Genomic DNA, 23,596 nt, shown 5'->3' on the forward strand with positions numbered 1-23,596 from the left:
AGGCGCTCACGCCAGGAGCTGCTGCCTTCTCCTTCGTAGCTCTCTAGAAAGGCCTGCTCGCAGGCCGAGAGCGCAGCCCGGGCCGTGCATTGCCCGTAGATAATGCGCGGCAGCAGGCTGTGATAGATGACGATGGTCTGAATGACCCCTTCCAGATAGCGACGAAAAGTCTGTAAGGACAGCCTCTGCTGGCCCAGATAAAGGCTGGCGCTAAAGCGCACCTCACTATCCTCCAGATCGAGGCCGAAGCGTCCGAGCGGAAGAGTATAGTTCAGGCTCATCAAAGCCTCCAAGCAACTCAGGCGTTGGCGTTGTGGCAGAATACTCAGATGGGGAACAATAAAGAGCAGTCTTCGCCCCAACGGACCGGCCTGCAGAGTGATCAGCAGTTGCCACTGGCCCAGCTCATCGTGAAAGACTAACTCAACCACTCTCTGAAGCTCGTCCACGCTGGCAATACGCAATCCAAGCCGCGTGAGATAGTCCACCACATCGCTCATGTAAAAATCTTCACTCACGGCTCTACTCCTTCTCAGTCGCTACCCACCTGTCGTCACTCTTCTCCTGGTGTTCCCCCACTGCTCGCCGCCTCACTTCAAACCAAGCAGGCTCTGTCTTTCTGTATGGAGTATAGCAACGGCCTGGATCGGTAGTTCTCACCTTCTCGTTATACTGAAAGCGGAGAGCGCTGCCTGACCGTCGTTTCCCAGGAACGTTACCCTGACGGGAGCGCCGGCGTCTCTCTCTCCAGAGCGTCCCACCGTCACCAGTCCTCTGCGGCCTGGCGAAGGGTGAGGCCAGGAGAAAAGTAGAAAAATCGAGCGTCTTAGCTGCGTTTTCTAGAGTAGCCAAAGCGACAAGGGTGTTGTGAGATTAGTGTGAAGTCAGAAGGCAGGAACAGAGAACTATGAGCCAGCGAGCAACCACGAACGTCCAGAGCAGCCTTAGCTTTGAAGAGCGCGTACAGCGCGGAGCTGAGAACGCCCTCAGTTGCATGGGAGTAACGGCCACCGACCGGCTCTTTATTTTAACAGACTATGAACGGGGGGCCATCGCCCGTCGAGTGGCCGCGGCGGCCATTGATCGCCATGCCGATGTCAGCATCCACTTTCTGGAGCACTATGGCAAGCGACCGCTGACCACCTTCCCTGACAGTCTGCGCCAGGACCTGCAGCAATTCCATCCCACGGTCACCTTTTACATCGCCACCACGCGCCCGGGCGAAATCGGCTTCCGCATTCCTTTGCTACCTTTTCTCACCAAGGAACTGCGCGTCCGGCATGGTCACATGCCCGGCGTTGATGAGCGACTGATGGCCGAGGGGATGTGCGCCGACTACGATCAGGTCTATGAGATCACCAACAAAGTCTATGAGATCGTACGCCAGGCTGAGCGCATCCACGTGACCTCGGCCAAAGGCAGCGACCTCACCGCCACCTTCCACAAACACTGGAAGTGGATTCCCTGTCACGGACGCTATCACGAGCAAGGCCAGTGGGGTAACCTGCCCGAAGGCGAAGTCTTTACCGCCCCAGCGGATGTCAATGGCGTAGTAGTCTGTGACGTCCTGGGCGACTTCTTCTCCGCCAAATATGGCGTTCTCAAGCATCCCGTACGCATCACCATCAAAAACGGCTATGCCACCGAGGTCACGAGCGAGGACGCGGCGGTCGCCAAAGAACTGCGTGATTATCTCTTCTCAGTCCCTAACGGCAACCGCGTCGGCGAGTTCGCCATAGGCACCCTCATCAGCCTCAAAGAGCCAGTTGGCAACCTGCTCCAGGATGAGAAGATCCCTGGCTTGCATGTGGCCTTTGGCAACCCGTATCCCGAGTATACGGGGGCCGACTGGGATGCCCGTATTCATGTCGATGTGGTGCCGACAACCTGCACCATCGAAGTTGATGGCCGCCTGATCATGCGCGACGGCGCATTCTGCTTCTAATGCTAAAGACACCGTGGCTGGCGTACGGGCGACGAGCTGGACCTGTTAGAGCTTGAGCAAGCCCAGGCCGTCCCCGTCCTGCTGGCCACTTCTACCTGTTCGCACGCGGCTGCTCGTCCGGCTACTCGTCACCGCCACCGACGGGCAAAAGCAGAAATTACTCTCATGAAAGAGCTAACTGCCTGCCTCCGGCCTGGCAGAAGCGTGAGTGACGGCGAGGCCAGAGGCGCAGGCAAGAGGAGCCAGGACGTGTTGCACAGTAGGGGTCAGGAACTGATCGGCAAGACCGTGGGGGGCTATGTACTGGAAAAGTTGCTGGGGTACGGCGGAACCAGCGCTGTCTACCTGGCGCGCAGAAGCGAGCCTGATGCCTCATTCCCCCCGGTAGCGCTCAAGGTCTTCCTTCCTCGCACTCACCTAACGCAGGCCAAACGCGCCGAGTTCCTTCGCCGTTTTCGGCAGGAAACCCAGGCCGCCAGCCGTTTAGAGCACCCGCACATTTTGCCCATCTACACTTGGGGTGAGGATGACGGTCTGGCCTACCTGGTGATGCCCTATATGGCTGGCGGTACCCTGGCCCACTATGTGCGTCAGCACGGCCCTCTCTCCCTGGAACAGGCCGCCAGCTATCTGGAGCAGATCGCCTCGGCCCTGGACTATGCCCATCAGCGGGGCTACATCCATTGCGACGTCAAGCCAGCCAATATCCTACTCGACGGACAAGGAAACGCCTTTCTGAGTGACTTCGGCATCGCGCGCCTGCTGAAGGATGAACTGCCCAATACTGCCGGGGAAGCGCCCGCCGGTCAGCAGCAGCAGGAGGAGATGGCTCTGCCCCCCACCCCCGTGGGGACGCCGGATTATCTGGCCCCAGAGCAGGCGCTCAATGAGCCTGTTGATCACCGAGCAGACATCTATGCGCTGGGGGCCACGCTTTTCTACCTGCTGGCCGGGCGTCCTCCCTTCCTGGCCGATTCACCCATTGCCCTGGCCCTACTGCATGTTCATGAGCCACCCCCGGCCCTGTGCGAGCTTGACCCGCGCATTCCGCCCCAAGTCGACTACGTCCTGCGCAAAGCCCTGGCCAAATTCCCTGAAGAGCGTTTCTCCTCTGCCCACCTTCTCAGCGAAGCTTTTCGCCAAGCCATCAGCGGCCCAGACACTCCAGCGCGCCTGCGCCTGAGCGTTCATGGCCTGCTGCTGCCGGCCTGGGTTCCCTTCTCAGTTGTCCAACGCCTGGAGGCCTTGCCGATCCCACCCTGCTTGAGCGGCAGATGGAAAACCCTGCTCTTAATCCTGCTCCTGCTGCTGCTCCTCTGCTCTGGCTCGCTGGCCTTTGCTTCCTCTGCCTTACAAACCGCTCATAGGCAGTCGCCAAACCAGACTATCGCCAGCCTCCCCCAAGCGAACACCGGTCGATCTCAGCCCGAAGGCGAAACCACTGCCCCAGTAGATCATCTGCTTGCCGGAGCTGCCGACTGGCCTCACGGTCCCGGCGCCTTCTTTGCCGATGGTGAGTATCATCTGCTCAATACCTCCACCCACACCAGCGCCCTGGCACTCTATGCTCACCATCACTTTGACAATTTTCACCTCGCCATCAACGTGCGCCAGGTGCGCGGCTCCCATGATGACGCCGACTACTATGGAGTTGTCTTTCGCGCTAGCAGCGACCAGCAGCGCTACTACGTCTTTGCTGTGGCGAGCTGGGGCGGTGGCTCATACGCACTCTGGCGTTACAGCGGCCACTGGAGCACCCTGAGCGAAGGGCCAGCCCCCAGTTTGTTGATCGGCCCAGGAGCGGTCAATACCCTGGAGGTGGATGCTCATGGTCCGCTCCTACGCCTCTTTATCAATGGAAAAGCGCTCTCTTCTGCGCCGCTGCGTGACTCTATGCCATTGGCCCCTGTCAACGGCAGCATCGGCCTCTACGTGGAAGAAGAAGGCAGCGAAATTGCCTGCTCACAACTCTATATCGGGCCTGCTCGCTTCTAAGACTGGCCCACTCGCACCGGCAGGAGGCGCCTCTCGCGGTCGAGTAGCTGCTGACCCGTCTCCCTTCCCTGATGAGGCGAGACCGGCTCTGGAAAGCAGCGAACCGACAGCCTGCGTCTGGCAGACTGGCTGATCCGCAAAAGTCAGGGGCGATTTGTTCCGTCTCTACCAGAAAGTAGAGTATAATTCAAAAGGATCGTCTTGAAGGCCTTGCGTGTCGAAGGAGCCACCTCTGCCGGACCTGTCGCTTTGGAGAGCAAAGGATCACCTATGAAAGGTCAATCAGCCCTTTATCGCCCCACACTTGGCGTAGAGGAAGAATTTCAACTTGTTGAGCGCCGCAATGGTCAGCTCTGCAGCGCCATTGAGCGCGTCCTGGAGAAAGGTCAGCCCCTCTTCGGCGAGCAGATCAAACCCGAAATGCACGCCTCGACCGTGGAAATCATCAGTCCGGTCTGCCCTGATATTGCCGCCGTACGGCAAGAATTAAGTGGACTGCGTCGGCGCCTTATCGAGGTACTGGCGACCGAAGACCTAGTACCGGTAAGCGCAGGCACTCACCCCACGGCTCACTGGCAGGATCAGCAGCGTACCGAGCGCGAGCGCTATGCGGAGCTAGAGGAAGAAGAACAGGATGTAGGACGCTCGTTACTCATCTTTGGACTCCACATCCACGTAGGCATTCCCAACCGTGAAGTGGCCATAGCCGTCATGAACCAGGCCCGCCTTTGGCTCCCCCACTTACTGGCCCTCTCTGCCAACTCGCCATTCTGGGCGGGTCGACTGACAGGTATCAAATCCTATCGCTCTGTCGTCTGGAAACGCTGCAACCGCAGCGGCCTGCCCGAGGTCCTGCCCAACCTGGCCCACTTTGAACGCTACGTCGACGACCTCATCCAGGTGGGAGCCATCGACAACGGCAAGCGTATCTGGTGGGATATCCGCCTTCATCCCTTCTTCGACACCCTCGAATTCCGCATCTGCGACATGCCGGCCACCCTCGAGGACACCCTGGCCCTGACAGCCCTCTGCCAGGCCCTCGTTGCCAAACTCTGCCTCCTCCATCAGCAAGGAGTCACCACCTTCGTACTTCCGCGCCTTTACATCGAAGAAAACAAATGGCTGGCCATGCGTGATGGACTCGACGCCACCTACATCGACTTCCCCAACCGTCGGCGCCTGAGCATGCGCGAGGCCATAGCGGAACTTCTGGACTTTGTCGCCGACGCAGCGGATGAACTAGGGAGCCAGCGCGAAATGGCCTATCTGCGCGCCCTTCTGACTGATCCCCGCGGGACTGGCGCCGATCGCCAGATTGCTGTCTATCGTCAGACAGGCGACATGGACCAGGTTATGCGTCTCTTGATCGAACAGACCACCCAAGGCGTGCTTGAAGTTGCTTAAAGCTGCCTCTCAACAACCTGCTCACCCGGGCCGGGGGCGAGCTGTCAACACAAAGTCACTCACCCGCCGGCCCCGCTTTCTCGCTCTCTCTTCCCCTCGCGCCGGCGCAGAGACGACTGCCCATGCTAACCCAGAGGAAGCGCCCACGAAGGCCGCTTAGGAAAGAGGGTCTGCAGCAGCAACTCTGCCGTCGGCTTCACCTCAATATCGGGAAAGGCGTAGCTCAACTCATCCAGACTGCGATAACCAAACAACAACGGCAGAAACGCCTGTGGCGGAAAAGCCGCATCAGCCTGCTCGTAGTCAAAGGCAGGCTTCAACTCCTGGATTCTCTCTAGCCGGCCCGCCTGAAAATGCAGCAGCAGCTCACGGCCATAGAAGTGTAGGCTCAATCTCCCACTATAGCCAGCCAGCGGCGAGCGAGCTAGCCGCCGCTCCAACACCGGAGTCACTCGACGTAAAAAAGCCGCCAGATCAGACACACGAACATACCAAGCATAGGAGCGACTGCTCCTCACCGTCAGTGGCTCCCCGTAGCGATCCGGCAGGCGCAACAGCGCCGCGCGGATCGGATGCTCATCGGACAAGAAGATACGCACATGATCAATCTCCTCAGCATCAAGGCGCACCGGCATCCGCTGGCCCCGTGCTAGAATCGCCCGCAGCACAGAAGGCAAGAGCCGGAACAGATCGATCCCAGACACCATCTCAAAGCAGTGCATCACCGGCACCAACGAGCGCCAACGCATCGTCGGCATCACCAGAAAGCCCAGAAAACTCTCGCTATCACTGCAGCATATTGCCTGAATATGCCAGTGCTCGCCCGTGCGGCAGCCCTGCTGGTGCAGCAGGTGATAGCGCCACCACTCCTCGCTGATCGGAGTCGACACCGCAAACCCACCCTCATGACGATGAGCCTCGTAGAGCGCCATAATGGCCGGCAAATCTTCCAGGGTCGCATCACGCAACCTCACCGGCTCCCGACCCTCCTCGGGGGCCGGTGGTATCAAAGCCACCGGAAAGGACAGATAGCCATCCAGGGCCAGCGCATACTCATAGCCGAACTGACGGTAGAAGTAAGGAATACCCGTAATCGCCTGCGTCAGAGCGCCCTCAGCCTCACTGCGTGCGTGGAGTAGCTCAAAAAGCGCGCGAATCAAGCCGCGATGGCGATAGTCTGGATCACTTACCACCAGCTCGGGTCGGCCCACCAGCAAGCGCACATCTTCATAGTCCCAGGGCTGGCGCCAGAGGCAGGCACAAGCTACCACGCGCCTGGAGCTGCGTCGCGTATCCTCTACCAGCGCAAAATCCTGGCTCCCCATCAGCGGATGGCTACCGCTGAGTAGCTCGCGCACATGCCAGGCCAGCGGCTGATTCAACGGATCAGCCGGCCCATTCAGAAAGACCTCGCACTCCAGACGTGCCAGCTCCTCAACATCCTCGGGGCATGACCAACGCAATCGCAGGCCATCGCCAAGGTCGCGCACATATTGCGGATCGGCGGGAGATGAGTCAGTGAAAGGCATTATGGAAGCTCCTTTCCCCATTGCAGTGTAGTAAATGATCAAAAAAGACAAAAAAAAGCCCTGCCCCTTGACCTTGGCCTTGGGAGCCGGACCGGGACCAGAGCAAGCCTTGCGTCTGCAGACCGCTAGCGAAAGCGGTTGCTATCCAGGAGGAAGAGAGAAAGAGAAGAGCGGACCCTGAACGGGTTCAACGATGCGGTGGACAGCAGGCAGCAGAGAAAGCGAGCAGCTTTGACCGCCTGAAGGGAGAGAGAGCCGAGCTGGCCACCGTGGGATGAAGCACCTGTACCTGACCAGGCCGAAAGGTGTGCTGTCTCTTCACCACCAGGGGCCTCCTTTCAAGACCAAACAACGGGCGAGCCTACATCGAACCGGAAAAGCAAGAAAAGTATAGTCAAAGGAAGGCTCGCTGTCAAGTAAGCAGAGAAGCCACAACGGGGAGCAACCTCTCGGCCACCCAGGCAGGGCGTCACTTACGGTCGCTGTGGGTCGTAGCTCCAGCGGGCGAAGATGGCCGTTGACAGCAAGCGTTGGGCGCTCTCCTCCACCAGGACCATTTCGCCGGTCGTAATCGTGCCGCCGTAGCCGCGCATCATCTCCGCCAGAGCATAATACAAACTGAGAGCCGAAGCGCGGATCGCATACGTTGTCAACACCACAAAGAGCGGCTCCTCACTCAGCAGCGAACGACAGGTCTGCAGCAATCCCGGAAGCGATTCCTGTAACTTCCAGACCTCGCCACGCGGACCCCGTCCGAACTTGGGCGGATCGATAATCAGCCCATCATAGCGTGAGCCGCGGCGCACCTCGCGCTGAGCGAACTTCAGCGCATCATCCACAATCCAGCGGATCGGGCGCGAACTCAGGCCAGAGAGCGCCTGATTAGCGCGTGCCCATTCCAGAATCCTCTTGGAGGCATCCACATGAGTGACACTGGCGCCGGCGCTGGCAGCAGCCAGAGAAGCCAGGCCCGTATAGCCGAACAGATTCAGCACCCGTACCGGACGCTGCCGAGCCACAGGGCTAATCAACTCGACCAGCCAAGTCCAGTGACTGGCCTGCTCTGGAAAGACCCCCAGGTGGCGGAACGGCGTCGGAGCGGCCCAGAAGCTCAGATGTTTATAGCGCACCAACCAGCGCGACTCAATCGGACGGCGGAACTGCCAGCGCCCGTGCTGTTCCTGATCCTCCAGCAGGGGTGAGCTGCCCACAAAAATCGCATCGGCTCGCTCCCAGAGCTTACGTGGCAGAGCAGGCTGCCACAGCGCCTGTGGCTCGGGGCGCACGAAGCAATAGGGGCCAAGCCGCTCCAAGCGAGCACCGGCGCCGCTATCCAATAGCGCATAATCCTGCCAATCCGACGGTGCCAGCAAGACTAACGGCGGCATCTCGGCGCGCCGTGGTGCGAGACTGCCTTCAACCTGACTCATGCCAATACTCTAAAAGATCAAAGCCGTTTTGGCAAGAAGAGAGCCAGATCTAGGAGCCTTGGCATACCAAAACCAGCCTTGTTTTGACGACGCACTTCCACATCTCCTTTCCTAGCTCATCCAACCAATGGCAGGCGCATAGCATTCTCGGCCTCGCTCTCAACGAGAGGAAGAAACCAGGAGTGTCAGAAGAATCCTGTGAGGCAATTGTGAGAGAGGGTCAGGCTAAGGCTGCGAGTAACGGTGAAGGCGCGGAAAAGGAGCGATCTGGAATTGACATCGAGTTGCCAACCTTCTATACTGAACTAGGCTAGAATCAGAGCCTGTCCATCGAGCAAAGCGACCGCTAACTCAACGAGAACGGTGGTGGAGACTGTGGATGGGCTCAGGGCAACGACTGACAAACAAGGCTCGTGGCGGCGCCGGCCCGGAAGTATCAAGCCATTCCCCGATCAGCCGGAGAGAGACCGGAGCAGCGAGGCGCCCGCTCTCTGGGCGGACTGACAGAGCCAGGGAGGGCGCTGACCATGAGATTGGGAAGACAAAGGAGGGCCTGACTACTCCCTCGCTGACTGCCTTTCTCACTGTCAGGTCAGGCGTGTCAGGTCCCGGCGAGAAACAAGCTCATCTCAGAGGAAAAGGAGGCGGCGCTGTTCCCCCTTCCTGCTTGTAGGCCGTGCGTGCTATGGCGTAGGCAGGGGTTGATGCGCCGGAATGTTGGATGCCCTACGTGATCACTCAGCCGTGCATTGGCGTCAAAGATGCTTCTTGTGTCGATGTCTGCCCGGTAGACTGCATTCACCCGACGCCGAACGAAGAAGGGTTTGAGGAGAGCGAGCAGCTCTACATCAACCCTGACGAGTGCATCGACTGCGGCGCCTGTGAACCGGCATGCCCGGTCAACGCAATCTTTGAAGAATCGGCGGTGCCCGACGAGTGGCGGCATTTCATCAAGCTGAACGCCGACTTCTTCAAGAAGAGGTAAGGGCTAAGCCGAAGAAGGAAGGAAGCGGAGCGTGCTGGTCGCCTGGCAACGTGAGGGGCGGGCAGACCATCGATCTGCTTGAGGGTACTGAAAGGGCTGTGATATAATGCAGGTGCATGTATCATCGAAGAGAAAAGAACTTCTATTGAGGGAGCTGCCCCTATGCCAGTGAAGGGTCGCAGACGCGCGAATCCACCAGAGCAACCGGAGAACGACAATCATAACCATATGGCGGAGCAGGGGGAGGAGGTTGCAGCCGAGCCACTGACAACGGAGCAGGCTCCCATTGTACCGCTAGATGGTGAGCAGGCGTCGGCAGCGGCTCCTCTCCAGGGGGCGCAGCCTTCTGCGCAGGCGGGGGAGGCCGCTCCTCTGCCATTTCCTCCCAGTGAAACGCTTGCCGCGCCTGCTGGGCCGGGGTCGCCGCCGGTGGCCAATGGTGAACGCCCGATAACGGAGCGGCAAAGTCCTGACTATCTCCCGGCTGTTCCCCCGGAGGGGGGCCGGCGCCTGGTCCGTGACCACTTCCGTCGGCCTGTACCGGCTGCGGCTGGCAGTGCCTCCGGTCCTGTGGCAACCTTCCAGCAGCCGTCACCGCCTGCGCCGTCCCATGAGATTACCTTGCCACTGGGGAATCTCCTGCATCTGGCCTATAATCCCAGCTATACCGGCGCCGAAGAAGCTCGCAGCCAGCTCCTTCGTCGTCTGGAAAGCGAGAGTAAGGCTGGCGGACGGGCCCGTTGCTGGAACTGTGGCTCTCTGGCCGTCGTTTACGACCGTTGGGAAACGCGTAGCAAGGCCTTCGGCGAAGTGGGTGTCGCCTACTGTGAGATCTGTGGCGTCTGGAGTGTCATGTAAGTAAGACAGCAGGCCGTGTGCGGTAGGCAGCGGCCTCTGCCTGGCCCTCGCTGTTTGCCCCACGCCACTGCAAGCGCCGCTCTTCGCTAGAGAAACCGCAACGAGCCGGTGGAGAGGAGCCCCGTTCTCCCTGGCTGTCGTCCCCAGTCGAGCGCAAGCGGGTAGGGCTGGCCGAGAAGCTTCGTTGACCTTTCTCAGCGAGCACCAGACCGCCCTCGCTAGCGATCAGCCGTTCAAATAGGCCTGCTCTGCTGGGAGGCGCCCAGGAAGAGACCGGGCAGGAGAATGCCCGGCCTGGAAGCGTCATCATAGGGTGGCTGCGCCGCAGAATCGGTTAGGGAGGCAAGCGAGCAGAATGCGCATGGCAACAGAGTGAGGAAAGCAGCGGACAAGAAGGCAGACCCAAGCAAAGAGCAGCCCCTCGCCTGCCGCCAGACGTCTTGTAGTCCTCTGTGATCGTTCTGGCTTCATAGGAGCAAGTGGGAGAGTGAGGAAAAGGAAATGAAGGGCGCAAGCCGTTTCTTGGCGCTTCTGCGACATCACCGGACCGGACTGGATCGGACAGTTGTCAGGCAGCCGGCCTGCCTCCTCTCCCCCTCTAGTGAGCGCTTGCTCTCAGACTCCTATGTCGCCTTGATCCGAAGGAGTGAGAGATCCATGACGACGAGTCAGGCTCAGGAGAACGAGACGCCCCGTCGCTGCCCCCGTTGTGGGGGCCTGCTTTACAAGCCCCTGGGTAGCTCTTTCTATTGGCATGCCGATAGCAACCATCCGCCCTGCGATATTACCAATATTGCCGAATCTTCCTTCAAGCCGCGCGGCGCGGAGCCTGACAACCCGGCAGAGAGGCGCGAGCAACAGAAATAAATCCGCCCTGCCGGGCGTTTCCTTTTCTGGATGGACAAAACCGCCTTGCGTCTTAACAAGGAAGAAAAGAAAGGGACCACAGAGAGGAGAAGAGGAGGGGTGTACAACTTCAGGCCTGCGGCTGCGTAATACCTTGATGAGGAAGGAAACACGGGACTACAACGGCTTCGATTGTCGGCTGTCATCTCTCAGAGAGGCGAGTGCCCAGATGGCAGCGGCATTGAGTCGCAGCGAAGCAGCCTGTTTCCCTGAGAGAGGTGAAGCACATGTATAATCCACGCTATAATTCGCCATTCGGTATGGGAGGGGAGCGCAATAGCTGGCTGGGACCCTACCCTTACCAGACGATCCCTTATGTCAACGAGCGGGCGGGAAGCCTGGTCAGTAAGGTCATGCTCCTGCTGGCCATTTCCTTCCTGGTGGCTTGTATCGGCACCTTTGTCGGTATCTCCTTCTTCGCCCAGGTAGCTGGTTTGGGCGCTTATCTGTTGGTGGCCCTGGGCGGCTTGGTCGTCCTGTTTATTCTCCAGTTGGCCATCAATGTTCATGGGTTGAACCTCTTTCTACTCTACCTGTTCACCTTCTTGGAAGGGATGTCGCTTGCGCCCCTGGTGATGGCGCTCACCGGCGCCGGCATGGGGAACATCCTCGGCGAAGCCTTCTTGATTACAGCGCTGTCATCGTTGGGACTGGCCGCCTATGCCTGGACCACGAAACGTGACTTTTCTGGCTTGGGGAAGTACCTCTTCTTTGGCCTGATCCTCCTGCTGGTGGCGGGCATCATCGGTATCTTCTTGCCCGGCCTCTTTGGCACAGGGGTAGGTGGCTTGCTCATCTCTATCGTGGGTATCGCGGTGTTCGGCGGCTATGTGCTCTACTATGTGCAGCGCGCTAAGTACCTGGCCGACACCTTGCCCAATGCTATCATGCTCACCGTCGCTATCTTTGTGACGGTGATGAATCTCTTCCTCTACATCCTGCGCCTGCTGATGATCCTGCAGGGAGGAAGCCGCGATAATCGCTAAGGCCAGCAGGGCGAACGGTGCTGATAGGGGCTGAGGAGGCTGAGCTGGCTCACTGGGCAGGGAGACCACTCAATCACCAGCCCAGCAGAACCTTGCTTGGCCTCAGTCAAGCAAGCAGGTCGGGATGACGGGCAATAAGATAGGAATACAGAGGGAGACCGTGGCGCGGGAGTCGCCGCTCAGCTCGGAGACCCGCCTAGTGATCATGGTCCTCGCTATTGCGCGGAATACCCACCGCTGAGTATAATCAGACGGTGGGCCTGGGCTCTCTGGAATAAGGACACCGTTGCCAGTGTTTTCCTAACTGAAAGCCCTTGTGGCTATCTTAGCAAGTTAGCCTGCGTAAGAGGCAGGGAAGAAATCCATTTCCAGGGAAAGAGAGTCACGTGAATGGCTGAGCGTTCCAATCTGTTCCATGTCAGTGATGGCGACTTCGAAGCGCGGGTGCTTAAGTCTCCAACGCCCGTAATCGTCGATTTCTGGGCAACCTGGTGTCCCCCCTGTCGCGCCCTTGCTCCCACCTACGAGCAGTTGAGCGACGAGTATAAGGGGAAGCTGGCCTTTGCCAAGATGGATATCGACGAGAACCCAAGCACACCCGTGCGTCTCAATATCCAGGCCGTTCCAACCCTGATTGTCTTTAAAGACGGTCGAGAGATCGCTCGCTTGGTAGGCCCCCATCCGCTGCGCCTGAAGAGCGAGATTGATCGCATTCTGGCTCAGGCCAGAGTTGCCTGAGCCGCCTGCTGAGCGGGTAAAGGGAGCAAGTAAGAGGCAGTGTCGAAGGAGAAGTGCGATGATAGAGGCTGTTTCCAAAACCGCCCGTCTGTCTCGCACTTCTCCATGTATGTTCCCCTCTCGACGCTTTGCGGCTTTTATGATATATTCTTCTCATCAGCTTGATTGCCTGAGAGGTAGAATCCTGTTGTCTGGACATAGGGGGGACTGTATATTATGCCAATGTTGGAACGTTCGAACCCGCTGCCGCTCTATTACCAGTTGAAAGAAGTGCTCAAGCAGCAGATCCGTGCGGGGCATCTGGCTCCTCACACTGCCATTCCATCGGAACCAGAGCTGGTGGCGCGCTACCGTGTCAGTCGCGCAACGGTGCGGCAGGCCCTGACCGAACTCGTCCATGAAGGCCTGTTGTATCGTCAACATGGCAAAGGGACCTTTGTCTGTGAGCCGCGCGTCCAGCAGACTCTCAGCGAGCTTACCAGCCTGAGTGAAGACATTCGCCGTCGTGGCAAGCGCCCGGGTGGTTTGCTGCTTGTCAGCGAGCTGGTGCGCGGCTCGGAAACAGTGCGCGAGCGCCTGCGTCTTCTCGACGAAGAGCAAGCTATTCGTCTGGTCCGTGTGCGGACCGCTGATGATGTCCCAATTGCCTATGAGGTCGATTACTTGCCTTATCCACGAGCGACAGGCATTTATCAGCGGGCCAAAGAGCTGGGTGAAGGCTCGCTTTACAGCATGATGGCCTCGGAGGGCCTTACCCCCTATATTGCCGAGCAAAATGTCAAGGCGGCCCTGCCCTCGGCGCGCGAGGCCGAGCTCCTACGTATTCCTCCAGACGAACCAGGGTTGCGCGTCACTTGCACAACTTTCGATCAAACTGGCTCACCCATTGCCTATAGTGAGGTCTTCTATCCCGGATCGCGCTATGAGTATATGGTGACGCTGCGGGTTGCGAAATCTTGAGCAGTTGCTCATCGCTGCTATTGTGGTCTCGGGGGTGGTTAGGGTATTCCGCTTGACCCCCTGCGCTCTGGGGTAAGCTGAGCCAATGATCCGACCCCTTCTCCTGACCGGAAAGCACTACTGCTTACCATGCGTACAGCTCATACCGGCTGTACTCTGCTGAATGAAGCCTGATCCGCGCGCAAGAGCAGGCCGGCCTGAGTTGACAGAGACAGGCACCATAACGGTGAGGCAGAGGGAAGCGACCTGGCTTCGTCCTTTGCCAGATGAAATCTGACCTGCCTGGTGCCATTGTTGCAACCGTCAGGGCCGGTCTGCTTCGCTTCCATCACGGGGCCGTCTCTCTGAGTCGCCTCTTATTCTATTTCTTTTTCTTTAGGTAGGTAGGTAGGACGAAAGGCGGTAAAGAAACCCAGAGCATGTGCTCTGGTCCTACTTCCCTTCTCTCCTCCCTACCGTCTGGGCTTCCCCTCTGGCTCTCAGCTCTGGCAATCTCCCTGCTCTCTGTCCGGCTAGCAAAAACAGACTAGAAGAAGCTTGGACAGCGTGTTATACTAGGCCGGGACGTGCTTTTATGTGAGGCCTTCCTCTCTTGGCCAGCGCTTCATCGAGCGCGTCTGACGAGCAAACACAGAAGGGTAGCTACTAATGGAAGACATACCGGAGCGAGAACAGGCTATCGATTCGAGGGCCGCCTCTCAGAACGGCGTTACAGATGTGCGCAGTCATGAAGAACAGGAATGGACTGATCGCGGCAATGAGGCGGCGCGTCTGGGCGATTATGAGCAGGCGGTAGCCGCCTTTGAACGAGCCGTGGCTGTCAATCCTGACAGTGCCCGCTCGCGTTACAACCTGGCCCTGGCACAGCAATATCTAGGGGATCGCGAGTTAGCCATTGCCGGTTATCGCCGTGCCATCGATTTAGATCCCGGGCTGATCGAAGCTTACGTCAACCTTGGGCAGCTCTACAGCGAGCTGGGTTTTTATGAAGAGGCCATCGAGACGTTTCAACAGGCGCTAGAGATCGATCCTCAGAATGATGAACTCTATGTCAGCCTGGGCGATGCTTATCGTCTTCAGAACCTCTATCAAGATGCGGTCCAGGCTTACCGCCAGGCGCTCATTCTCAATGCGAATCATCCCCAGGCCGCGGTTAGCTTGCGTGACGTGCGTGGGCGGATTAACGATCAGCTGCGCCGTCTCATGGCTCAGGAAGCTGAGATCGATGAGAATCCGGCTGATCCTGCACGCTATGGGGAATTAGCCTCTATCTATCTCGACATGCGGCGCTATGATGAGGCGCTCTCGGTCGCTAATCAGATGCTGGCCTTAGACCCTGATGGACGGGCGGCTTATGATGTACTGGCCCTGGTCTATGAACAAATGGGCGAGCGTGATCAGGCGGCTCAGACCTATGAGCGGATTGTGGCTCTGGCCCCAGAGGATGCCACAGCCTGGGAGCGGCTCGCTTACTGGCGCTCGCTGCAAGGGCAGACAGAGGCGGCGCTCCAGGCGTATCGCCATGCTCTGGAGCTTGATCCTCAGCGTCAGGATGCACGCTTTGGCCTGGCCGAAACCTGTATGGAAGCTGAGCGCTATGAGGAAGCGGCTAGCGTCTACCAAGAACTGATCGCCGCTGCTGACGAGCTGCAGACCGAGGATCTAGCGGCGGCCTATGCCGGTCTAGCCGATGCCTATAATGCCCTGGGCCGTCATGAGGAGGCTATTGCGGCAGCCAGCGAGCTTCTCCAGCGTTGCGAGGATGACCCCGAGGGATACTATCAGCTTGCTACCGCCTACGACGCTCTCGGGCGCTATCAGGAGGCCATCGAGAATTACGAGAATGCCATTGAAGCCGACCCGCTGAATGCTGACTATTATAATGACTTGGCGGATGCTTACCGCGAGGTCAAGCGTTACAATGAGGCGGTTGAGATGGCTAAGCAGGCGATCGCCCTTGATCCCTCGCTCGTGGTGGCCTACGAGACCCTCGCCCAGATCTACCAGGAAATGGGACGACCCGAAGAAGCGCGCGAAGCCCTGGCCCAGGCGAGCGAGCTACGACAGGCCAGTGAAACCCTCTAGGCCCTTGCTCGTTCAGCCCTGCTCTCACTCGGCACCGCCAAGGCAGGATAGAAGCGACGCGGTGCGCGGCATAGCGCCGCAACTGCTGCGCGCCGCACACTGCGACCAAGCCTTTTTTGGGGCAGCGGGCCGGTCCTGCTCTGATCTCCACCCGCTGCTATGGCTCCAGGCGTCCTTTGATTGTCTCTGCAAAGCTCTCCAAGTCATCCAGACGCTGCCGAATGTGATCATAGAGCAGATCACGATTCAACGCGCCTGGATCGCGGATCAGGGCATCGCGGAGGTTGGTCAGCACCTCCAGCCGATAGGCCAGCGTCTTAGGAATCAGCTGCTGGGCTGCCACAATGCTCAAGAGTTCATGGTAGTCCTCGGGTCGGCGCAGGCCGAAGGAAGCGACCAGGATGCTGCAGATCTGCAGGCAGGCTTCAATGGCAAGCTGAAGATAGCGCTCAGCCAGGCCATAGATGCGGTAATCGCTGGTGAACTCCTCGCGCTGCGTCTCCCCCAGGCCGCGCAGAATCGAGATGGCCTCGCTTAGCTGCTGCAAATGACGCTGGACCAGATCCTTATCAATCGGCAGCAGTTGTTGCTGCAAGCGGCGGCTCAGGGCTTGATTCTGAATCTCGTCGAAGCGCTTGAAGTCCAGATAATCCATGACTGCCTTGGTTTCAAACATGATCCGCCGCTTCTCATCGCGACTATAGAGGATCTGGCCGTACTTGATCACTTGCAGCTTGAGGAGTAATGACGCCTGATTCAAAATCATTACGTCGATATTCTCGGTCTCCAGGCGCCTGGCCAACTCGCTGAAAAAGTAGAGCTGGTAGTCAAGAAACTGCTCCGAGCGCACCTGATCCATCAAGAGGATAGCAATATCAATATCGCTCAGCTCCCCAAAGGTTGTGCGCCCCTTCAGCACGCCGGTGAGGTACGCCGCATTAACGGGATTCTGGGCGAAGAATTGGTGAAGCTGTGCCTGCTTCTCAAAGAGATTCATCAGCAGCCTCCGATCAAACTCCTTGAGGACTGTCGGGAGACAGTAGTAGAAGGCTTCAAGGAGTATCCCCCATCCGTTGAGAGACCGGGGGTGCTTTCCAGCCAGTCCTTTGCCTGCCTATAACAGTCTAGATAGAAGAGAGGCGCCTTTCTGTCTCTCTCTTCTGTATGTAATATTCTACCATAGAAATGCGCCTGCGGCGGCCTCTGGCCTTTGCCCCCTGCTCAGCGAGCGAGAAAGAAGAGGCCTGCCTTGCTTCTCTTCGCTGACAGGAGAGAGAGACAGATCATTCCTCGCGAATGACCTGTCAGAGGCTCTGTGCTGCTCACACGCAGGCGTCCATCGTTGTTTATTCAGCCCTCTACCCAAGCTTCTCCGTCAAGGCTGACTTCTTTTTTCCAGATCGGTACGGTTGTCTTGAGGGTATCGATGATGTAGCGACAGGCTTCAAAGGCTTCGGCGCGATGGGGGGTTGCAACCACGATAATCACGCTGGCCTCGCCAATTTCTACACGCCCGAGACGATGGGCGACCGCTACCCGCTCTGCCCCCCAGCGTTTGCGAGCTTCCTCCACGATAAGCCGTATCTGCTGCTCTGCCATTTCGGGATAGGCATCGTATTCCAAATAGCGGATTTGTTTTCCACGTGCTTGGTTGCGCACTACTCCCTCAAAGATCACCATGCCGCCAACCTCGGGCGCAGCCACCGCGGCCACCAGCGCCTCGCGATTCAGCGGCTCGCGTGTAATTTGAATCACTGGCTCCATAGGCCTATCCTACCCAGGAGGAACTGACTGCTCCGGCTGGTGCAGGGCGGCTACGTGCTGGCAAGAGCCGGCCTGGCCTTAAGCCGCCCCGCCGCCAAGCGGAGGAATAAAAACAAGCTCATCGTTCTCCTGCAGCGTGCGGTCCGCAGGCACATACTCGCGGTTCACCGCGCACAGCGAGCGCTCCAGGATTGGCTGCAGACGGGGATAACGCGTGATCAGCAGCGTTCGCGCTGCCGCGACAGTCGTTCCCTCGGGCACCGTCAGCAATTCGGCGTCCTGGCCAACAACCTCGCGTAATCCCGCAAAGTAACGCACACGGATCCTCATGCCAAGAGTATATCACGCTGTTGAACAGGCTGTACAGTTAGTCGCGGGCGCTCAGCTTAGCCATGTGTAGCGGCGTGTCGCATGGCAAACTCAGCGAGCGTGCGCACTGCCACCCCCGTGGCCCCCTTCTCCTGATAGGGTTTAGGACTGTCCACAAAGCTGGTGCCGGCGATATCCAGGTGAGCCCAGGACGCGGAGCCGGCGAAGTGCTCCAGCACCTTAGCGGCAGTAATCGAGGAGGCGGGCCGACCTCCCGTCTGCTTAATATCGGCTACTTCACTCTTGATTTGCTCTTCATACTCTTCATCGAGTGGCAACAGCCACAGTTTCTCTCCCACGGCCTCGCCGGCGGCGATGAGTTCTGCGCTCAAGCGTGGATCATTGCTAAAGAGGCCCGTATAGACGTGTCCCAACGCGATCACAATGCCACCGGTCAGGGTTGCAACATCGATAATCGGCGAAAGTCCTTCGCGCGAGGCGTAGGACATGGCATCGGCTAAGATGAGTCGCCCCTCAGCATCAGTATTCACGATTTCGATGGTCTTACCATTCATGATGCGCAGAATATCGCCTGGGCGGTAGGAGTGACCATCTGGCATATTCTCAGTAGTAGGCACGAGAGCAGTTACATTCAGGGCCGGTTTAAGGCGTGCGATAGCCTGCATTGCTCCCAGCACGGCGGCGGCCCCGGCCATATCGCCCTTCATAGCCGTCATACCATCTGCGCTCTTCAAGGAAAGGCCGCCGCTATCAAAGGTAATTCCCTTGCCAACCAGAGCCAGGCCACCTGCCTGCTCTGGGGCACCACGATAGCGCACAATAGCCAGATAGGGAAGCTCGCTACTTCCTCGTGAGACAGCCAACAGGCCGCCCATGCCCAACTCTTCCATCTGGGGGCGCTCCAGTACCGTGCAAGCGAGGTCCCAGGTTTCGGCCAGATGGCGGGCGCGGCGTGCCAACTCACCGGGCGTCAGCACATTCGGCGGTTCATTGACCAGGTCGCGCGCGAAGTTAGTCGCCTCGGCCATGATGCGGCCTTTCTGGACAGCGGCTGCAAGTGTGCTCCTATCGTAAGCTGTCTGAGCCATTCCGACCTGGAGCAGCAGCTCCCGACCGGCTGTCTCATACTCTCGTGGGTTGTGGCTGCGATAGCGACTAAAGCGATAAAGGCCGAACAAGAAGCCTTCTACCTGAGCTTGCAAGGCAGCCAGCAGTGTCAGGGACTGCGGTGAACCTGGTTCGGGTTGCAGACTCGTCACATCGAGGGCCAAAGCCACGCGCTTTGCGCCTTTCTCCTGGAGCTGACGGGCCAGAGTGGCGCAAGCACGGCGCAGAGTCCGCGGCCCATCCCTCTCTAGATCACCAAGACCAAGTACAATTACCTGTCTGGCAGCCAACCGACCAGGGACATAGAAAGTCGTAATCTCACCGCTGTTACCTTTCACCTCACCACGGATGCAACTTTCCTGGAGCAGACCATCCAGGCGGCTATCGACCAGTTGGGCGGCACTGCTCAAGCGTGCCTGCTGGCTCCCTTTGGGGCGACCAGCACTGACCACGAGTGCATCACAGGCGATTTCGGTAGGTGGCTCGCTTATCAGACGGAGATCAAGTTCCTCAGTTGCCACGGTATCACTAGCTCCTTTGCACAACGATTGGCAGGGTAGCAGACTCAAGCCTGAGAACTCAGCAGGCGTTCAACTAGGTCCAGTAACTGGCGTGGCTTAAAAGGTTTCAGCAAATACTCGGCGTAGCCGCTAGTAGGACCTGTGCCGCGCGCCTCATCGGGCGGATAAGCCGTGACGGCCACGATTGGCACCTGCTCCATTCCTGGGCGAGAGCGAATCAATTGAGCTGTTCGCTCTCCATCAAGAACAGGCATGAGTAGATCGGTGAGAATCAAATCGACCCGCCCCGTGCGCTCCAGGAGATCCAGGGCTTCGCGGCCATTGGTCACGGAAAGGCAGCGATAGCCGCGAGAAGAAAGGACCTTCTCAAGGAGCAGGCGGTCAGAGGGATCGTTCTCGATAATCAGAATTGTGGCCTCACGTCGTGTGGATGATGCACCAGTATCCATCATCATCGATCGTCACTGTCGTCCTAGATACTTTTCGTGGAGAAACAGTAATACTGAATGGCAGAGACATGACAGACGCGCTTGACCTAAGCCTTGAGGGTTCCCGCGCCCGCTTATGAGCGACTCTGTGCCTTGGGGCTAGCTGCCAAGGGAAGCACAAAGGAAAAGATCGAACCTCGCCCTGGCATGCTTTCCACAAAGACCTCGCCGCCCTGGAGTTCTACGAGCTTGCGAGCAATCGTCAAGCCCAGGCCCGTGCCTCCAAACTTGCGTGCTGTGTTGCTATCGGCCTGGCGAAATGCCTCAAAGATATACTCCAGCGCTGCTGGCGAAATCCCGATGCCGCTGTCATGCACAGCAATACGCAGCATATCATAGCGTTCCAGGAGACTGCAACGGATCGTAATGCCCCCGCGTTCAGTGAACTTAATGGCATTGGAGACCATATTGACCAGCACCTGACGCAGGCGGTAGCTATCGGCTAAGACTCGCGGCAGCTCCTCGGGCAACTCTAGCTGCAAGGTGAGATCACGGGCAAAGGCCAAAGGCTTAAGCTGATCCACAACCTCCCGCAGACAGCCCTCGATGGCCAGAGGCTCAGGACGCACCTCCAGACGGTCGGCCTCGATTTTCGAGAGATCCAGCATATCATCGACCAGGTGCGAAAGGTCCTCAGCCCGGCGAATCATAAAACGAATATGCTCCTCCTGCTCTGGGGTCAGTTCTCCCTCAACAAACCCATCGACTAGCAGCGAGCCGTAGCTAATAATACTGTGTAAAGGAGCACGTAGCTCGTGAGTGACTGTGGCCAAGAACTGAGACTTTAGCTGATTAGCGCGCTCGAGAGCTACATTCTTCTCCTTGACCTCGGCGAAGAGCAGAGCATCTTGAATCGCCATGGCCGCCTGAATAGCCGCCGTGCTCAGCAGGAAGGTATCGCGCTGGGTCAATTGATAGGGGCGCTCAGAATACAGCATAATGGCCCCAATTGTCTCATCCTGCAGCAGCAAAGGCGTGGCAATCACGGCCCCATAGCCAGCCTCGAGGGCCAGCCGAGCCCAGCGCTCCTGCCGCTCCTGATAGATAGCGCGTACATCCTCGCCATAAGCGATTTTCTGTTTCTGCATGGCCATCCGGGCAAGCAGCATATCCAGCTCACGGAGGGCCTCTTGAGGGATGCGAGGATGAGGAGGTTCCACGCGAGCGACCGCCGCCTGGAGCCGTGGCGGACGGATCACGCGGCGCCGTGGGGGAGAGGGCGTCGGGCGCGGCAGCGCAGCCATTTTCGTTGTTGCCGCCAGTGTGATATCGGCGCGAGGATCAGTATAGACGCGCACCTGACCCTGACGATAGGTCTCCCCGGTCAATAGCTCAGTGCGAGGAGGGTCGTTACTCCAAAGAGCTACAGCCCAGGGAGCAGGCTGATCGCGTCCGTAGAGCAAGAGCGAGACCTGTCGCACCTGCATGATGACCCCAAGGCGAGAGACAATCTCAGCGAGCAGGTGCTCCAAATTGAGAGTTGAAATCAGCGCATCACTCATGCTCAGCAGGTCGCTCAACTGGCGTGTTAACAAGCGACTTTCTGCATCCTGATGGGCCAGCGCAGAGCTAAGCTGCTGGAAGGCCCGCGAGAGCGCGGTCAGCTCATCCGCAGGGAGCGGTGTTCCAGGCGACGCGGTGGGGGCAGAGGGAGGCACAGGCGCACGCGGAGGCTGTGAGAGCGGTAGGCGCAGGCCCTGATCAACTTGGCCCAACAGCTTAGCCAGAGGGAGCGTAATCAGGCGGCGCACCATGACGCTGAACAGTAGGAAGCCTGGAGCTCCGATAAAGAGCAGTAAAGCAGCGAGAGCCAGCCAGATGCGAGAGAAAGGCGTATGATGGATGGAAAAATAAGAGAGCAAAGACCAGCTTAGGACCAAGAACAGGCACAAGCAGAGGAAGCAGATCAACCCCGCCGCCAGAATTAGTTTAGCGCCCAAGGAACGCACCATCGCACGCATGCGAGCACAAGCCTCAGCAAGAAATAAGGGGAGGGCGGGGTCCGGCTCGTCCTCCCCTTCCCAGACCGCGCTAGTACAGGTAGCAGAGCTAGCACCACTCTGGTCGGCCAGCAATGTAGACAGCGCGGCGAGGTACGCTGTCAGCCTCCAGAAAAAGAAGCCACAGCGTCCAACATATCAGAAGGACGTCCGTCCAGACTGGCAGCATCATAGGTGAGCTTGCCCTGCTCATTCTGCTTGCCGCCACTTGCGGGTAGGCATGCCCAAGCCCCGCCATCCGTTTCAGGCTCCTTTATTATAACGGATGAGTGGGAGCCTGAGTTAGCGGGGAGACCGGTGTGTCTGTACTGGCTGGGGCAGTATCCTCGATATGTTCTACGTAGCCATGCCGGAGCAGACGCGCCACAGTGCAGGCGACGTCTTGTTCATCGCGGTGGACGAGACGGGCGATCTCACCGAGGCTCCTTTTTCCATTCAGCAGCAGAAAGACCAGGCGTTCACGACGATCAAGCTGAGAAATAATTTCAGGCCTGGCCGCCTCGGGAAGAGCACGAAAATAGACATCAGAGTGCAGCTCACCTGGTGCAGTCGCCTCTGCAGCGGCGGTGTGCTCTAGACCAGGAGCAGAAGCAGCGGCAGACGTGGACAGCAGAAGCGGGGCAGCGCGTGTCGCGGCATGCTTCAAATATTTACTGAGACCCCAAGCTCGTAGCATGACATCCCTCCTAACCTATTCAATTCGCACTGCGAATCCCCCTGGTTCTTGGGAAGGGCCTGGGACCCACCACTACTACATTATACTCACTGCACCTAGATAGCAGACTGGTTGGCAAAAGGACCGAGAAGAGAAAATAAGAGGAGATGAGTGGAGAGGAGAGCAAAATGACAGAGACTAAGCCAGTGAGGCAGAGCACGAGAGACGAGCGAGGAGCGCCGGCGGTGCCGCAGGACGGGACGACACACAGAAGCGGTGGGCAAAAGGGATATCCCGCCGTGAACAGCGCCAACAGTGAGAGCAGCGACAAGGCAAAGGACACTAGCGATGGCCACATGGACGGAGGAGCGAATGCACCAAACAGAGCGATGCACCCTCCCTGCTTGGCTGGCGGTGCCGGGCCATCACCTTCCCACGGCGGAGCTACTTAGAGCCGGCTCCTCGCTCTAACGCCTTATAGTGTTCACGGAACGACTGGCGTGCGCGCGACAGATACATCTTCACACCGCTCTCGGCGATATTGAGCGCCTGAGCGATCTCGCTATAAGAGAAGCCTTCCTGAGTATAGAGCAGCAGGGCAGCCCGATACTGCTGGGGCATACGTCGCAGGGCGGCGCGCACCAGCTCGGTCGTGGTATAGACCTCCTGCGGATCAGCGCTCTCCATATCGGCTGGCTCGTGGTCCAGATCCTGCCAAGGAAGCCAGGCGATCAGCTTCTTGCGGCGTAAGGCATCGTAAGCAGTATTTGTTGCAATGCGATAGAGCCAGGCCGATACCTTCAGATTACTATCCATCTTCGGCAGAGCGCGGAACGCCTTCAGGAAGGTATCCTGAGTCAGGTCATCTGCCTGCTCGCGATCGCCTACCAGATGGTACACATAATTATAA

The 23,596-nt window shown here is 58.5% G+C and carries 21 protein-coding genes; 10 read left to right on the top strand and 11 right to left on the bottom strand.

The features are described from left to right. Positions 1–518, bottom strand: a 518-nt coding sequence (locus IRZ24_RS03900) for a hypothetical protein (RefSeq protein WP_297160637.1), incomplete at its 3' end; no start/stop codon positions are given. Between the two features lie 389 nt (positions 519–907). On the opposite strand from IRZ24_RS03900, the gene IRZ24_RS03905 reads away from it, so the two are divergent. From IRZ24_RS03905 to IRZ24_RS03915, 3 genes are all read left to right on the top strand, one after another. Further along, positions 908–1,945, top strand: a complete 1,038-nt coding sequence (locus tag IRZ24_RS03905) for an aminopeptidase (protein WP_297160638.1) — start codon at positions 908–910, stop codon at positions 1,943–1,945. A gap of 249 nt (positions 1,946–2,194) precedes the next feature. Next, positions 2,195–3,940: a serine/threonine-protein kinase gene (locus IRZ24_RS03910; RefSeq protein ID WP_297160639.1), complete on the top strand. Its 1,746-nt coding sequence runs from the start codon at positions 2,195–2,197 to the stop codon at positions 3,938–3,940. 270 nt (positions 3,941–4,210) lie between these two features. Continuing rightward, complete coding sequence (locus IRZ24_RS03915; protein WP_297160640.1) at positions 4,211–5,344, top strand: carboxylate-amine ligase; 1,134 nt, start codon at positions 4,211–4,213, stop codon at positions 5,342–5,344. Positions 5,345–5,469: 125 nt separating this feature from the next. On the opposite strand, the gene IRZ24_RS03920 is transcribed toward IRZ24_RS03915, so the two are convergent. Further along, positions 5,470–6,873, bottom strand: coding sequence for a GNAT family N-acetyltransferase (locus IRZ24_RS03920; RefSeq protein ID WP_297160641.1), 1,404 nt, complete (start codon positions 6,871–6,873; stop codon positions 5,470–5,472). Positions 6,874–7,346: 473 nt separating this feature from the next. Next, positions 7,347–8,303: a class I SAM-dependent methyltransferase gene (locus IRZ24_RS03925; RefSeq protein ID WP_297160642.1), complete on the bottom strand. Its 957-nt coding sequence runs from the start codon at positions 8,301–8,303 to the stop codon at positions 7,347–7,349. Positions 8,304–9,024: 721 nt separating this feature from the next. Between IRZ24_RS03925 and IRZ24_RS03930 the strand changes: the two genes are divergently transcribed. The 7 genes from IRZ24_RS03930 to IRZ24_RS03960 all read left to right on the top strand — a co-directional run bounded on the left by IRZ24_RS03930 (position 9,025) and on the right by IRZ24_RS03960 (position 15,821). Continuing rightward, positions 9,025–9,288, top strand: coding sequence for a ferredoxin family protein (locus tag IRZ24_RS03930; RefSeq protein ID WP_297160643.1), 264 nt, complete (start codon positions 9,025–9,027; stop codon positions 9,286–9,288). A gap of 162 nt (positions 9,289–9,450) precedes the next feature. Beyond that, complete coding sequence (locus IRZ24_RS03935) at positions 9,451–10,146, top strand: hypothetical protein (protein ID WP_297160644.1); 696 nt, start codon at positions 9,451–9,453, stop codon at positions 10,144–10,146. Positions 10,147–10,803: 657 nt separating this feature from the next. Continuing rightward, on the top strand, positions 10,804–11,013 hold the full coding sequence (locus IRZ24_RS03940; RefSeq protein ID WP_297160645.1) for a hypothetical protein: 210 nt from the start codon (positions 10,804–10,806) through the stop codon (positions 11,011–11,013). Between the two features lie 266 nt (positions 11,014–11,279). Next, positions 11,280–12,038: a Bax inhibitor-1 family protein gene (locus IRZ24_RS03945; RefSeq protein WP_297160646.1), complete on the top strand. Its 759-nt coding sequence runs from the start codon at positions 11,280–11,282 to the stop codon at positions 12,036–12,038. A 390-nt stretch (positions 12,039–12,428) separates the two neighbouring features. Continuing rightward, complete coding sequence (gene trxA, locus IRZ24_RS03950) at positions 12,429–12,776, top strand: thioredoxin (protein ID WP_297160647.1); 348 nt, start codon at positions 12,429–12,431, stop codon at positions 12,774–12,776. A 216-nt stretch (positions 12,777–12,992) separates the two neighbouring features. Next, positions 12,993–13,736: a GntR family transcriptional regulator gene (locus IRZ24_RS03955; protein WP_297160648.1), complete on the top strand. Its 744-nt coding sequence runs from the start codon at positions 12,993–12,995 to the stop codon at positions 13,734–13,736. 648 nt (positions 13,737–14,384) lie between these two features. Beyond that, the gene (locus tag IRZ24_RS03960; protein WP_297160649.1) at positions 14,385–15,821 is read left to right on the top strand and encodes a tetratricopeptide repeat protein; all 1,437 of its coding nucleotides are present in this window, start codon (positions 14,385–14,387) and stop codon (positions 15,819–15,821) included. A 157-nt stretch (positions 15,822–15,978) separates the two neighbouring features. On the opposite strand, the gene IRZ24_RS03965 is transcribed toward IRZ24_RS03960, so the two are convergent. The 8 genes from IRZ24_RS03965 to IRZ24_RS04000 form a co-directional block, all read right to left on the bottom strand. Further along, positions 15,979–16,818, bottom strand: coding sequence for a HepT-like ribonuclease domain-containing protein (locus IRZ24_RS03965; RefSeq protein WP_297160650.1), 840 nt, complete (start codon positions 16,816–16,818; stop codon positions 15,979–15,981). 353 nt (positions 16,819–17,171) lie between these two features. Next, positions 17,172–17,585 carry a molybdenum cofactor biosynthesis protein MoaE gene (locus IRZ24_RS03970; RefSeq protein ID WP_297160651.1) on the bottom strand — a complete coding sequence of 138 codons (414 nt, stop codon included), beginning with the start codon at positions 17,583–17,585 and terminating at the stop codon, positions 17,172–17,174. A gap of 78 nt (positions 17,586–17,663) precedes the next feature. Beyond that, positions 17,664–17,903 (bottom strand): MoaD/ThiS family protein, encoded by a 240-nt coding sequence (locus IRZ24_RS03975; protein WP_297160652.1) that lies wholly within the window; start codon positions 17,901–17,903, stop codon positions 17,664–17,666. Positions 17,904–17,971: 68 nt separating this feature from the next. Further along, entirely contained in the window at positions 17,972–19,543 is a 1,572-nt protein-coding gene (locus IRZ24_RS03980; RefSeq protein WP_297160653.1) for a leucyl aminopeptidase, read from the bottom strand. Between the two features lie 44 nt (positions 19,544–19,587). Next, a complete protein-coding gene (locus IRZ24_RS03985) occupies positions 19,588–19,998 on the bottom strand; it encodes a response regulator (protein ID WP_297160654.1) in 411 nt (136 codons plus the stop codon). A 107-nt stretch (positions 19,999–20,105) separates the two neighbouring features. Further along, positions 20,106–21,893, bottom strand: coding sequence for a HAMP domain-containing sensor histidine kinase (locus IRZ24_RS03990; RefSeq protein ID WP_297160655.1), 1,788 nt, complete (start codon positions 21,891–21,893; stop codon positions 20,106–20,108). 394 nt (positions 21,894–22,287) lie between these two features. Further along, positions 22,288–22,707: a hypothetical protein gene (locus tag IRZ24_RS03995; RefSeq protein WP_297160656.1), complete on the bottom strand. Its 420-nt coding sequence runs from the start codon at positions 22,705–22,707 to the stop codon at positions 22,288–22,290. A gap of 423 nt (positions 22,708–23,130) precedes the next feature. Next, on the bottom strand, positions 23,131–23,596 hold a 466-nt coding region (locus IRZ24_RS04000), incomplete at its 5' end, for an RNA polymerase sigma factor (protein WP_297160657.1).

This window comes from Thermogemmatispora sp. (assembly GCF_019683755.1).
GTDB lineage: Bacteria > Chloroflexota > Ktedonobacteria > Ktedonobacterales > Ktedonobacteraceae > Thermogemmatispora.

Bases quoted from the DNA above. Each gene is read 5' to 3' on its own strand.
- IRZ24_RS03905 (WP_297160638.1), top strand. From the start codon at position 908: ATGAGCCAGCGAGCAACCACGAACGTCCAGAGCAGCCTTAGCTTTGAA.
- IRZ24_RS03915 (WP_297160640.1), top strand. From the start codon at position 4,211: ATGAAAGGTCAATCAGCCCTTTATCGCCCCACACTTGGCGTAGAGGAA.
- IRZ24_RS03920 (WP_297160641.1), bottom strand. From the start codon at position 6,873: ATGCCTTTCACTGACTCATCTCCCGCCGATCCGCAATATGTGCGCGAC.
- IRZ24_RS03925 (WP_297160642.1), bottom strand. From the start codon at position 8,303: ATGAGTCAGGTTGAAGGCAGTCTCGCACCACGGCGCGCCGAGATGCCG.
- IRZ24_RS03930 (WP_297160643.1), top strand. From the start codon at position 9,025: ATGCCCTACGTGATCACTCAGCCGTGCATTGGCGTCAAAGATGCTTCT.
- IRZ24_RS03935 (WP_297160644.1), top strand. From the start codon at position 9,451: ATGCCAGTGAAGGGTCGCAGACGCGCGAATCCACCAGAGCAACCGGAG.
- IRZ24_RS03940 (WP_297160645.1), top strand. From the start codon at position 10,804: ATGACGACGAGTCAGGCTCAGGAGAACGAGACGCCCCGTCGCTGCCCC.
- IRZ24_RS03945 (WP_297160646.1), top strand. From the start codon at position 11,280: ATGTATAATCCACGCTATAATTCGCCATTCGGTATGGGAGGGGAGCGC.
- trxA (WP_297160647.1), top strand. From the start codon at position 12,429: ATGGCTGAGCGTTCCAATCTGTTCCATGTCAGTGATGGCGACTTCGAA.
- IRZ24_RS03955 (WP_297160648.1), top strand. From the start codon at position 12,993: ATGCCAATGTTGGAACGTTCGAACCCGCTGCCGCTCTATTACCAGTTG.
- IRZ24_RS03960 (WP_297160649.1), top strand. From the start codon at position 14,385: ATGGAAGACATACCGGAGCGAGAACAGGCTATCGATTCGAGGGCCGCC.
- IRZ24_RS03965 (WP_297160650.1), bottom strand. From the start codon at position 16,818: ATGAATCTCTTTGAGAAGCAGGCACAGCTTCACCAATTCTTCGCCCAG.
- IRZ24_RS03970 (WP_297160651.1), bottom strand. From the start codon at position 17,585: ATGGAGCCAGTGATTCAAATTACACGCGAGCCGCTGAATCGCGAGGCG.
- IRZ24_RS03985 (WP_297160654.1), bottom strand. From the start codon at position 19,998: ATGATGATGGATACTGGTGCATCATCCACACGACGTGAGGCCACAATT.
- IRZ24_RS03995 (WP_297160656.1), bottom strand. From the start codon at position 22,707: ATGCTACGAGCTTGGGGTCTCAGTAAATATTTGAAGCATGCCGCGACA.